Here is a 12,144-nt window from a genome sequence, read left to right on the forward strand (position 1 = left end):
GATGTACGGGATGCCCGAACTTCCCGCAGATTTCGAGCAATTGCCCTACGTCAACCCGAACGCGCCTTTGGGCGGTGACATTGTTTTGGGCAATACCGGCGGCTTTGACAGCCTCAATCCCTTCATCCTCAAGGGCACCGCGCCCTGGCAGCTCCCGTTTTTCACCCATGAAACTCTGATGGGACGGTCCTGGGACGAGCCTTTTACACTTTATGGTCTGTTAGCCGAAACCGTTGAAACAGACGAAGACCGCAGCTGGGTTGAATTCACGCTGCGTGAAGGCACGACATTCTCAGACGGAAGCCCGCTGACGGTCGATGACGTCATCTTCAGCTTCGAGCTTTTGGGCACGCAGGGCCACCCACGCTACCTCAGCCTTTATAACCAGATTGAAAGCATCGAGCAGACTGGCCCACGGTCGGTCAGGATGACCTTCAATACCCCTAACCGCGAACTCGCTCTGCTGGCTGGTTTGCGTCCGATCCTGTCCAAGGCACAATGGGAAAACCGTGATTTTGCCAATACACAGATTCATGACATCCCGCTGGGCTCTGGCCCCTATACGATCACGGATTACGAACAGGGCCGTTTTGTCGAGCTGACCCGCAACAGCCATTATTGGGGGGTAAACGTGCCCTTCCGCGTGGGCACCCATAACTTCGATACGATCAAGCTTGATTTTTATGGCGACTCCAAAGTGCTGTTCGAAGGGTTCAAAGCAGGCGAGATTTCCGCCGTGCGTGAGTTCAACGCCGAAAGCTGGCAAACCCAGTATAATTTCCCCGCCATCGCCCGTGGCGATATTGTCAAATCGGTGATCCCTCACCAAAAGCCCTCGGGGATGACCGGCCTTGTGATGAACACCCGCCGCGCGCCCTTTGATGATTGGCGGGTGCGCGATGCACTGATCAAGGCGTTCAATTTTGAATACATCAACGACACGCTGACCGGTGGCGCACAGCCACGGATCACCTCGTATTTTTCCAATTCTATTCTCGGGGCCGAAGAAGGCCCGGCCAAGGGGCGCGTAGCCGAGCTTCTGCTGCCCTATCAGGATAGCCTTCCGGTCGACACGCTCGAAGGATACGCTTTGCCTGTCTCGGACGGTTCAGCCCGAAACCGTGCAGGCATTCGTGCGGCCACCGCACAATTGCAAGCTGCGGGATATTCCGTTGAGGCAGGAATTCTGCGGCGCGGTGATGGCACGCCGGTCACTTTCGAGATCCTCATCCCTAAAGGTGCGACCGAAGATGTTGCCATCTCCGAGCTGTTCTTACGCGCGCTCGAGCGTTTGGGGATCAAGGCACGGATTGAAACCGTTGACGATGCGCAGTTCTTTTCGCGCACAGGGTCCTTTGATTTTGACATCACGACTTTCCGCAGGTCGCTTTCGCTTAGCCCGGGGAACGAACAAAAGTTCTATTGGGGGTCTGATTCCGCTGATCAGCCCGGATCACGCAATCTGATGGGCGCGCGCAATCCTGCGATTGACGGTATGATCGACGCCATGCTGGGCGCCCGTGACAGCGCCGATTTCATCGCTGCGACACGTGCGTTGGACCGTGTCCTGACCGCGGGGCGCTATGTGATCCCCTTCTGGTCCTACACCGAAGGTCGCATCGCCCATGTGCGCCAAATGCACTATCCTCAAACAATCCCGCTTTATGGTGACGGTGCCCAATGGATGCCCGAAGTTTGGTGGTGGGAAGCCGACGAGTAACGCGAACAGGTAGGACACCGCTGACAGGCTGCGCCTTTCGGCGGTGTCCGGCGTAATCTCAGACCAGTGAGGTTACCCATAGAACTGTGGCATCCTCGTCGGAAACCGAAATCAGATTATGCCCCATGGCTGCGTCGTAATAGGCGCTATCGCCACGCCGCATCTCGATCGGCTCATAGAATTCTGTATAAAGTTTCACCACGCCTGTGAGCACATAGAGAAATTCTTCACCATCGTGACGCACCCAACCGTCAAATTCTTCCATCTGCCGCGCGCGAATGCGGGCGTGATAGGGTAACATATTCTTTTTGCGCAGCGTGTCGGCCAGAAGGTGGTGTTCGTAGGTGGCCGTCGCCTGCGCCGTGCCCTGCCCCGATTTGGTGACCGCCATGCGCCCGTTGATCTGATCGCCCGCTGGCGGCGTAAAGAGCTGCGGCACAGAAATCTCAAGCCCTACTGCAAGCTTTTTCAACGCATCATACGTCGGGGACATCTGGGCATTTTCGATCTTTGACAAAGTCGAACGGGCCAGACCGGCCTGCGAGGCCGCCTGCTCCAGCGTCCAGCCACGCGCCTTGCGCAGTTCGCGCACACGCGCCCCTAAATCCACAGGGGGCACTGTATGGGCCGCACCGTCTTCGCGGGCGATCTGGATCATGGATTTGGCGGAATCTGAATTCATGGTGATCTCTATATGCAACCCGCGCATCCCATGCAACGCACTGCGATGCTGCCAAGTGGTTCCAGCACAGCCCTCCCTCTGGACGCGCGTCCCTTGCGGGCCTATGTCAGTGGCGATCATGCGTGCAATCAACAGCCACGCCTTTCTTCCATCTGCCGCAGCAGCCCTTCGGGCAACCGTGGCACCCTGACGCCGCGCATTGCGCCCCAAATCCAAGGCCCACCGATGACCAAAACTGTCAAACTCGACATCATGTCCGATCCCATTTGCCCCTGGTGCTATATCGGCAAGGCACACCTGGACCGCGCATTGGCCGCGGCACCTGATCACCCTTTTATCATTGAATGGCACCCCTTCCAGCTGAACCCCGATATGCCCGCAGAGGGTATGGGACGGCGAGAATATCTCGAAGGTAAATTTGGCGGTAAGGAAGGCGCCGTGCGCGCCTATGCACCCGTGGTGGAACACGCAGAAAAAGCAGGGTTGAACATCAACTTTGAAGGCATGAAGCGCACCCCCAACACGATCAACGCCCACCGTCTTATTCATTGGGCCGGTATCGAGGGCCGTCAGACCGCCGCTGTGGCAGCTTTGTTCAAGGCCTACTTCGTGGATACCCGCGACATCGGCGATGTCGAGGTTCTCGCTGATATTGCCGATAGCATCGAAATGGATGCGGCGGTTGTCGCCCGCCTGTTGGCCACCGAAGAAGACCTGCAAGCCATCCGCGACCGTGACGCCCATAGCCGGAGCATGGGTATCAACTCGGTCCCGACCTTTATCGTTGATAATAAACACGCCGTTCCGGGTGCCCAACCGCCCGAACTATGGGCAAAGGTAATCGCCGAAGTTTCAGCCGGCTAATCCTTTTATTGCCAACTGTTGCAAAACGGTCGCAATTGAGACCAATATAGAAAAAGACCTAGGCGGCGCAGTCTCCCTCGCCTAGTTTCAGATCCAAGGGGCAAAAAGCCTCATCTACAGAAAAATACCTTTGAGCAGGTGTGCAGGCAGGCGAACGAGACCATAGACCCAAAAATGGGCAGGACTCTTTCTCAATTTGGTGCGGTTCCGCATCGCGTTATCGGCTCTTGCTGTGCGTAAGCACAGCGTATGGTAAATTGAGAAAAAGGGCCGAATTTGCTTACTCCAATGTCTTCCCGCGTTGTGCTGACCTACGGGTCATTTGACATGTTCCATCAAGGCCACGCACAGCTTTTGCAACGCCTGTCCACAATGGGCACCGAACTGATCGTGGGATGTTCAACCGACGCTTATAACGAAAAGATGGGCGTGCCCGCGGCAAACTCCTATGCGCAGCGCAGGCTGATACTGGAAAGCTGCCGATTTGTCAGCCGCGTGTTTGCCGAGCAGGACTGGGATCAGAAATATACTGACATTATCAACTATAATGTCTCGGTTTTTGCGATGGGTGATGACTGGCAAGGGCAATTCGACGCTCTCAACGATATCACCCAAGTGGTCTATATCCCCCGCAGCGCAATCATTGGCGATCGTAAGCCTTTCCATATGATGGCGAAACAACCTGCACTTCGGGCCGTCGCCAGCTAGTAATATTTAACGCATTCACTATTGTCTGCATTTCCACCCTAGAGTAGGTCTGCTGCATGCCATCCGTTGGATGGCGTTCCATCTGGAGAACCCTGTGCAGCCTACCGTACCCGCCTTTAGAATGAGCCGTACCGAATTTGTGGCCCTCATGGCTATGATGCTGGCCTCTGTCGCCTTTTCCATTGACGCGATGCTACCCGCCTTCCCCGAAATCGGGGCTGAGCTGTCGCCGGAGCGTCCGCAGAATGCATCGCTGATCCTGAGCTTTTTCCTTTTCGGGCTGGGTGCCGGCACATTCGTCACAGGGCCCATATCGGATGCTTTCGGGCGCAAACGGGTTGTCCTCGCCTTTGTCGGGCTGTTTATGCTCGGATCTTTGCTGGCCTGGGCAAGCCCCTCGCTCGAGACGGTTCTGCTGGGGCGCGTGTTGCAAGGAGTCGGTGCCGCAGGGCCACGTGTGATCGCAATGGCGATTGTCCGGGACCGGTTTCAGGGTCGCCAGATGGCACAGATCGCCTCCCTGATCATGATGATCTTTACACTGGTGCCCGCGATGGCACCTCTGCTCGGATCTTTCATCATCTCGCTTACCGGTTGGCGTGGGATCTTTCTGGCCTTTATCCTGTTCGCGCTGATCTATTCCTTGTGGATGGTCATGCGCCTCCCCGAAACGCTGCCACCGGAAAACCGCCGGCCGCTGCGCCTAAGCCTCATGTTCGCGGCCTTGAAGGAAATGTTGCAACACCCTGTCGTGCGCCTGTCGATCCTTGTACAGACATTGGTTTCCTCCATGCTGTTTCTGACATTGATGCTGGTGCAACCGATCTATGACACTGTGTACGGCCGCGGTGATGAATTCGCGTTCTGGTTTTTCGGGATCGCGCTGGTGTCGGGCACAGCCAGCCTGCTGAACGCATTGCTGGTCATACGTTTGGGCATGCAGCGGCTTGTGATTACGACCTTGGGCGTCCAGATAATCGTGTCAGGTGCGATGGTTCTATTCGATCTGGGTGCTGGCCCGAACGGGTTCTATTTCTTTGTGGTCTGGCAGCTGTTCATCTTCTTTCAGGCGGGCCTGACAATTGGCAATCTAAACGCGCTGGCGATGGAGCCTATGGGCCATATTGCCGGCATGGCAGCTTCGGTGATCGGGTCCGTTTCGACCGTGGGGGCCGTGATGATTTCAGGGCCATTGGGCACGTTGCTAGAGGTGGATCAGCACACGCTAGGCAATGCCGCACTGGTGCTGGCCACGATTGGCTTTGTGGCTATGGTCCGGATGCAGCGCGCAACAGTCGCCACGGCCTAACCCTTTTTCTTGGCGGCTTTTTCCTTGGCAACGACATGTTCGGCAAGGTCACGGGCGATGGCAAACGCGCCTTTGATCTTATCCGTATCGGTCTTCCAATCCCGCTTCACGACGATCTTGTTGTCTTTCACCACTGCCAGCCCGCGCTGGTCCTGAATAAACTTCACCAACCCTTCGGGGGAGGCAAATTTATCGTTGTGGAACTGGATCGTGGCCCCCTTTGGCCCGCCGTCCAGTTTGGAAATACCCGCACGTTTACACATTGCCTTGATCCGCACGACCAACATCAACGTATTCACTTCGCGTGGCAGCTTGCCAAAGCGGTCGATCAGCTCGGCCGCGAAACCTTCCAGTTCGACCTTTTTGGTCAATTCGGACAAACGACGATAAAGCCCGAGGCGCACATCAAGATCCGGCACGTAATCTTCGGGGATAAGTACCGGCACGCCAAGGTTGATCTGTGGTGCCCATTGGCCATCGTCGTCAACCACACCTTCAAGCTCACCTGAACGGATTTTGGCAATCGCCTCTTCCAGCATGGATTGATACAGCTCAAAACCCACATCGCGCATCTGGCCCGATTGTTCTTCGCCCAACAGGTTGCCCGCTCCCCGAATATCAAGGTCCTGGGACGCAAGCGTAAACCCTGCCCCCAAGGTATCAAGCGACCCAAGCACCCGAAGGCGCTTTTCGGCCAGCAGCGTCAGCTTGGCACGGGGTTTGGTCGTCAGATACGCATAGGCGCGGGTTTTGGATCGTCCAACGCGGCCCCTGATCTGATAAAGCTGTGCAAGGCCGAACATATCCGCACGGTGCACGATCATCGTATTGGCCGTCGGGATGTCCAGACCGCTTTCCACAATCGTCGTGGCCAGCAAAATGTCATAGCTGCCATCGTAAAAGGCATTCATCCTGTCATCCAGCTCACCCGCGGCCATCTGGCCATGGGCGATGACGTAAGTAAGCTCGGGCAATTGGTCCTTCAGAAATGCCTCGATCTCGGGCAGGTCACTGATCCGCGGCACCACATAGAAAGACTGCCCGCCACGGTAATGTTCGCGCAGCAGTGCCTCGCGCAGGGTAACGGCGTCGAATTCGGAAACATAGGTACGGATCGACAGACGGTCGACGGGAGGCGTGCCGATAATGCTCAGGTCGCGCACCCCTGTCAGGCTCAGCTGGAGCGTACGCGGAATTGGTGTCGCCGTGAGGGTCAACACATGCACATCCGTCCGCATGGATTTCAGCCGTTCTTTGTGGCCCACGCCGAAATGCTGTTCCTCGTCGATGATCAACAGGCCAAGGTCTTTGAACTTGATCGTTTTTGCCAACAACGCATGGGTGCCGATCACGATATCAACGGTACCTTTGGTGATGCCGTCACGGGTGGCTGCGGCTTCTTTGGCGGTGACAAAACGGCTTAGTGCGCGCACTTCTATGGGGAATCCCCGAAAGCGTTCGGCAAAGGATTTATAATGCTGGCGGGCCAGCAATGTGGTGGGTGCGATCACCGCCACCTGCACACCTGACATCGCCGCCACAAATGCAGCGCGCATGGCGACTTCGGTTTTGCCGAACCCGACATCGCCACAGACCAGACGGTCCATTGGGTTGCCGGAGGTAAGATCATCCACAACATCACCAATCGCGCTGAGCTGGTCATCGGTTTCCTGATAGGGAAAACGCGCAGAAAACGCGTCCCACGCCCCTGCCGGAGGCTCCAGTACTGGCGCGCGGCGCAGCGCACGTTCGGCCGCAATACGGATCAGCTTATCCGCCATCTCGCGAATGCGCTCTTTCAGCTTGGCTTTTTTAGACTGCCACGCGCCACCACCCAGCTTGTCCAGCAGACCTTCTTCGTGGCCATAGCGGCTTAGCAGTTCGATATTTTCAACGGGCAGATACAATTTGGTCTGCTCGGCATATTCGAGCAGCAAACATTCATGGGCCGCTCCAATGGCGGCAATGACCTCCATGCCCAGATACCGCCCCACGCCATGGTCCACATGAACCACCAGATCACCGGGGCTGAGGCTTTGCACTTCACTGAGGAAGTTCTCGGCGCGGCGTTTCTTTTTGGGGCGTCGGATCAACCGGTCGCCCAACACATCCTGCTCGGAGATCACGGTCAGTTTGGCGTCCATAAACGGCGCTTCAAATCCGTGCTCCAGCGCCCAAACCGCCAGATGCAGCCCGCGTTTGCCAATGCGCGTGGCATCACGAACCGGGATCGCCTCGGCCAGACCTTCCTCTTCGATCAGCCCTGTCAGGCGTTCGCGCGCGCCTTCCGAATAGCTTGCCACCAAAACGGGTCCGGCATCCATCTTTGCTTTAATATGATCAGCTAAAGCACCGAAAAGGCTGATGGATTCCTGCTGCCGCTCAAGCGAGAAATTACGTCCTATACGCCCGCCCACGTCCAAGGCATTGGGCCCTGTCGGCTGTGCCAGCGGGACCAATTGCAGCACGCGCCGCGACGCCATCGCCGCCTCCCATGCCGCATCATCCAGATACAGCCCGCTTGCCGGTGCAGGTTTATAAACGCTGTCCATTTTCGACCGGTTCGCCATGGCGATTTTGCGGGTCTCATATTGGTCGGCAACCGTATCCCACCGCGCCAGACGCGATGGCGTGAGCTGATCATCAAGCGTCACAGCCGCATCAGGCAGATAGTCGAACAATGTCTCGAGCGTGTCATAATAAAAGGCCAGCCAATGCTCTGCGCCTTGGTGTTTTCGTCCTGCACTGATCGCTTCATAAAGCGGATCGTCCGTGCCTGCCGCACCGAATTCGATGCGATAATTCTGCCGGAACCGCGTGATCGCCGCCTCATCAAGGATCACCTCGGAGACAGGAGCAAGCTCGACCAGACCAAGCTTTTCGGTGGTGCGCTGGGTCGCAGGATCAAAACGGCGCGCGCCATCAAGGACATCACCAAATAGATCCAGTCGAACAGGCCCCATATCGCCCGGTGGATAGATATCAATAATACCACCGCGCACGGCGTAGTCCCCCGGCTCCATGACCGTGGGGCTTTGCACAAATCCCATACGCACAAGAAAGGCACGCAGACCTTTTTCATCTACCCGCGCACCTACGGCCGCGCTCCATGCTGCGTCACGCAGGATCGCACGGGGCGGAATCCGTTGCGTTGCCGCGCCCAAGGTTGTCAGCAGAATAAACTGCTGCGGCATCCCGTGCACCAATCCGGCTAGCGTTGCCATACGCTGGGCCGAAATATCCGCATTCGGGGATACACGATCATAAGGCAGGCAATCCCACCCCGGAAAGGTAATAACCGGCATATCGGGGGCGAAGAATTGCAACGCCTCGCGCATCGCTGCCATACGCTTGTCATCGCGCGCTACGTGAATGACGGGTGCGCCGGATTTGGCAACTTCGTCCAGCAAAAGGCGGGCATCAAACCCCTCGGGTGCGCCCGATAGGGTGATATGTGTTGCAGGTTTCATAGGGTCTGTGATGTGGCGCGTATCCGCGCAGTGTCAACGGTCAAAAGGGGCCAACGCTCAGGTTTTGGTACATCCCCCAAAGCGCGGTCACAAAAATAGAGATCATGCCGATGATCTGGGTGTACAAACGATGCCTCATCAAGCGGCGGCGCAAGCGGTCTCCGCGGGCGTCTTCTTCCTGAATAAGCCGCGCGGTCGACAGGCTAAGCAAACCGACGAGCGACAAAGGAAATGCCAAAAGAATAAGCGATTGGGAAAATTCATTTCCATAACCAAAGCCTAAAAGCCCCAGAATGGTCAGGAAGAAACAGGTAAACCCCGCAATCCAAAGCCCCGACATCTGCGCGATAAACAACAGCCGGTTGCTGTTGATACGCACCAGATCTTCGAGGTCCGCCTCAAATTGTCCCCCGTGGCGTTTGGCCCGCAGCACCATGTCAAATGGCACGCCAAGCCCGTAATGGCTGGTTGTTGACCAGACCACAGCCAACACAATCCAGAACCAAAGGTTCGAGAAAGAGCGCATGTCGATCATTTCAAAAAGGGTTTGATACCAGTCCAATGGAAAGCCTCAAAATCGCGTTCAGTTTGTCATAACTGCCAAGACAGCGGATTCCCAGCCCCCGCGCCCTCTTGAGTGTGGCAAAAATACGTGGCACCCCTGAAACAGCTCATCAAGGATCCACCCCAATGCACCCTACCCAAGCCCCCTTCCCCGCGACCCGTCTGCGCCGCTTGCGTCAAAACGAAGGCATACGCGGGCTGGTCCGGCAGAATCACCTAAGCGCTGCCGATTTTATCTGGCCGGTATTTGTGCGCAGCGGTGAAGGGATCGTCGAAGATATCCCCTCTATGCCCGGTGTGGCGCGCCGATCGGTCGACAAGATTGTCGAGGTCGCCCAAGAGGCATGGGATCTGGGCATCGGCGCGCTTTGCCTGTTTCCCTATACAGGGCTGGAAGAACGCACCGAAGATTGTGCAGGCGCATGGGACCCAGAAAACCACGTCAACCGCGCCATTCGCGCGATCAAAGCGGTTTTGCCCGATCTCGTCATTATGACAGATGTCGCTTTGGATACCTATAACATCAACGGACATGACGGGTTCGTGGTCGACGGCCAGATCATCAACGATATGACAGTCGATGCTTTGGTGAAAATGGCGGTCGAGCAAGCCCGCGCAGGTGCCGATATCATCGGGCCGTCCGATATGATGGACGGGCGCATCGGTGCAATCCGCGCAGGGCTGGAGGCGGAAGGTCATCAAAACGTGATGATCCTGAGCTATGCCGCCAAATATGCCTCTGCATTTTATGGACCTTTTCGCGATGCGGTAGGGGCTTCGGGTGCGCTGACCGGCGACAAAAAAACCTACCAGATGGACCCTGCCAACAGCGACGAGGCATTGCGGCTGGTGGCACGGGATCTGAGCGAAGGCGCTGATATGGTTATGGTCAAACCCGGCCTACCCTATCTTGATATCTGCCGCCGCGTAAAAGACAGCTTTGGCGCGCCCACCTTTGCCTATCAGGTATCAGGGGAATACAGCATGATCAAAGCTGCAGCTGCCGCGGGCATGGTAGACGAAGAACGCGTGATGATGGAAAGCCTGATGGCTTTCAAGCGGGCGGGTTGTGACGGGATTTTGACTTATTTCGCCCCTGCTGCTGCACGGTTGTTGAATGGTGAGACAGGATTGCGCTAATCCGCGCATTGCGCCCGCACCTCATTTACCGCAGCATATTTTCGCCCATGGCAGCAAACACCATGACATCGCCCGTCAAACCGCTTATAGTGGCGGTAAGTCGGACAATACCGGCATCAGAGCAGTGACTTAATTACAGGCAGACATATGACACAAACAGTATTCTCACGCCGCGCCTTCGCGCTTGGCGCTATGGCGGGCACAGGTGCACTAGCCGCTTGCGGCAACGGCGTAGGCTCTCGCGGTTCGGCCACGATCGACGCCCGCGTGAGCGCGACGCTGAACCAGATGTACAGCGAATATCCCAACACGCGCACTCTGGCGGATAAGGCCAACGGCATGTTGGTTATGCCATTGGTCACCGAGGCCGGATTTGGCTTTGGCGGCGCATACGGCCGCGGCGCACTTTTGGTAAACAACGTGACTGTCGATTATTATTCGGTAGCAAAAGCATCCGGTGGCCTGCAAATCGGTGCCCAGCAATACGCCCACGTGCTGTTCTTCCTCACAGATGCAGCGCTGAGCGAATTCCGCAGCTCGCCCGGTTATGCCGCCGGTGCAGATATTGAATATGTGATTTCGGACAAAGGTGACAGCCTGAACGCCGATACCACAACGGCCCTGTCACCGGTCGTTGCCGTGATTTTTGCCCGTGCAGGTCTGCGCCTCGGTGCGACCCTTGAGGGCAGCAAATACACGCGCATCATTCCCTAGATAGCAAATGGGCGCTGCGTTGAATGCAGCGCCCTTTCACAGCTTAGCCCAGCTTACGCAGGCGCTCCAACAGGCTCGACGTGTCCCAACGTCCCCCATCCATTTTCTGCACATCCTTATAGAACTGGTCGACCAATGCCGTCACCGGCAAGCTTGCTCCGGTCTCATCCGCGGTGGCCAGACAGATACCCAGATCCTTGCGCATCCAGTCTACCGCAAAGCCATGGTCAAATTCACCGTCCAGCATCGTCTCGAAGCGGTTGGACATTTGCCAGCTGCCCGCGGCACCCTGACTGATCACCTCGACCACGTCGCGCCCATCCAGCCCCGCTTTTTCAGCGAAATGCAGCGCTTCTGACAGGCCTTGTACCAAGCCCGCAATCGCGATCTGGTTACACATCTTTGTCATCTGTCCCGCGCCACTATCACCCAAACGGCGGCAGATTTTGGAGTATACCTCCATCACCGGCAGAGCCGTTTCAAAGGCATCGGCATCGGCACCGCACATGATCGACAACTGGCCGTTTTCCGCCCCTGCCTGCCCGCCTGAAATCGGCGCATCTATAAATCTGATTTCCGCTTCTTGCGCACGCGCATACAGCTCGCGGGTGACGGCGGCAGATACGGTCGTATGATCCACAAATATGCTGCCCTTGGCCATTCCGGCAAAGGCACCGTCATCGCCGGTCGTGACCGACCTGAGATCATCATCATTACCGACACAGGAAAACACGATATCGGCCCCCTGCGCAGCGGCACGCGGTGTCGCGGCATGCGCACCGCCATAGGTGCTGGCCCAGCTTTCGGCCTTGGCCGCGGTGCGGTTGTAAACGGTCACATCATGGTCCGCTTTTTGCAGATGGCCCGCCATCGGCGCCCCCATCACACCCAGTCCTAAAAACGCGAGCTTCGCCATGTGCTTTTCCTTGCTTTGATGTTGCGCTATTGCTCCCCATACCTACCACCATGGCCC

General features: G+C 56.9%; 10 protein-coding genes. 6 read left to right on the top strand and 4 right to left on the bottom strand.

The features are described 5' to 3' along the window. The first annotated feature begins 1 nt into the window (after position 1). Complete coding sequence (locus tag ABJM03_RS12725; RefSeq protein WP_348418192.1) at positions 2-1,720, top strand: extracellular solute-binding protein; 1,719 nt, start codon at positions 2-4, stop codon at positions 1,718-1,720. A gap of 58 nt (positions 1,721-1,778) precedes the next feature. On the opposite strand, the gene ABJM03_RS12730 is transcribed toward ABJM03_RS12725, so the two are convergent. Then, positions 1,779-2,402 (bottom strand): XRE family transcriptional regulator, encoded by a 624-nt coding sequence (locus ABJM03_RS12730; protein WP_348418051.1) that lies wholly within the window; start codon positions 2,400-2,402, stop codon positions 1,779-1,781. A gap of 225 nt (positions 2,403-2,627) precedes the next feature. Between ABJM03_RS12730 and ABJM03_RS12735 the strand changes: the two genes are divergently transcribed. From ABJM03_RS12735 to ABJM03_RS12745, 3 genes are all read left to right on the top strand, one after another. Then, on the top strand, positions 2,628-3,266 hold the full coding sequence (locus tag ABJM03_RS12735) for a DsbA family oxidoreductase (RefSeq protein ID WP_348418053.1): 639 nt from the start codon (positions 2,628-2,630) through the stop codon (positions 3,264-3,266). A 276-nt stretch (positions 3,267-3,542) separates the two neighbouring features. Continuing rightward, positions 3,543-3,974, top strand: a complete 432-nt coding sequence (locus tag ABJM03_RS12740) for an adenylyltransferase/cytidyltransferase family protein (RefSeq protein ID WP_348418055.1) — start codon at positions 3,543-3,545, stop codon at positions 3,972-3,974. A gap of 94 nt (positions 3,975-4,068) precedes the next feature. Then, positions 4,069-5,283 carry a multidrug effflux MFS transporter gene (locus ABJM03_RS12745; protein WP_348418057.1) on the top strand — a complete coding sequence of 405 codons (1,215 nt, stop codon included), beginning with the start codon at positions 4,069-4,071 and terminating at the stop codon, positions 5,281-5,283. Here ABJM03_RS12745 and mfd read toward each other — a convergent pair. Further along, positions 5,280-8,753 carry a transcription-repair coupling factor gene (gene mfd / locus ABJM03_RS12750; RefSeq protein ID WP_348418059.1) on the bottom strand — a complete coding sequence of 1,158 codons (3,474 nt, stop codon included), beginning with the start codon at positions 8,751-8,753 and terminating at the stop codon, positions 5,280-5,282. The genes ABJM03_RS12745 and mfd overlap by 4 nt on opposite strands. Before the next feature lie 40 nt (positions 8,754-8,793). Beyond that, a complete protein-coding gene (locus ABJM03_RS12755; RefSeq protein WP_348418061.1) occupies positions 8,794-9,315 on the bottom strand; it encodes a component of SufBCD complex in 522 nt (173 codons plus the stop codon). A gap of 128 nt (positions 9,316-9,443) precedes the next feature. On the opposite strand from ABJM03_RS12755, the gene hemB reads away from it, so the two are divergent. Both hemB and ABJM03_RS12765 read left to right on the top strand, forming a co-directional pair. Then, entirely contained in the window at positions 9,444-10,457 is a 1,014-nt protein-coding gene (gene hemB, locus ABJM03_RS12760; RefSeq protein WP_348418062.1) for a porphobilinogen synthase, read from the top strand. A 147-nt stretch (positions 10,458-10,604) separates the two neighbouring features. Then, positions 10,605-11,171, top strand: coding sequence for a YSC84-related protein (locus ABJM03_RS12765; RefSeq protein ID WP_348418064.1), 567 nt, complete (start codon positions 10,605-10,607; stop codon positions 11,169-11,171). A 43-nt stretch (positions 11,172-11,214) separates the two neighbouring features. On the opposite strand, the gene ABJM03_RS12770 is transcribed toward ABJM03_RS12765, so the two are convergent. Next, on the bottom strand, positions 11,215-12,117 hold the full coding sequence (locus ABJM03_RS12770; protein WP_348418194.1) for an NAD(P)-dependent oxidoreductase: 903 nt from the start codon (positions 12,115-12,117) through the stop codon (positions 11,215-11,217). Between the last annotated feature and the right edge of the window lie 27 nt (positions 12,118-12,144).

Origin of the sequence: Sulfitobacter sp. (assembly GCF_039977885.1) — a bacterium.
GTDB lineage: Bacteria > Pseudomonadota > Alphaproteobacteria > Rhodobacterales > Rhodobacteraceae > Sulfitobacter.

Bases quoted from the DNA above. Each gene is read 5' to 3' on its own strand.
- mfd (WP_348418059.1), bottom strand. From the start codon at position 8,753: ATGAAACCTGCAACACATATCACCCTATCGGGCGCACCCGAGGGGTTT.
- ABJM03_RS12765 (WP_348418064.1), top strand. From the start codon at position 10,605: ATGACACAAACAGTATTCTCACGCCGCGCCTTCGCGCTTGGCGCTATG.
- ABJM03_RS12730 (WP_348418051.1), bottom strand. From the start codon at position 2,402: ATGAATTCAGATTCCGCCAAATCCATGATCCAGATCGCCCGCGAAGAC.
- hemB (WP_348418062.1), top strand. From the start codon at position 9,444: ATGCACCCTACCCAAGCCCCCTTCCCCGCGACCCGTCTGCGCCGCTTG.
- ABJM03_RS12725 (WP_348418192.1), top strand. From the start codon at position 2: ATGTACGGGATGCCCGAACTTCCCGCAGATTTCGAGCAATTGCCCTAC.
- ABJM03_RS12735 (WP_348418053.1), top strand. From the start codon at position 2,628: ATGACCAAAACTGTCAAACTCGACATCATGTCCGATCCCATTTGCCCC.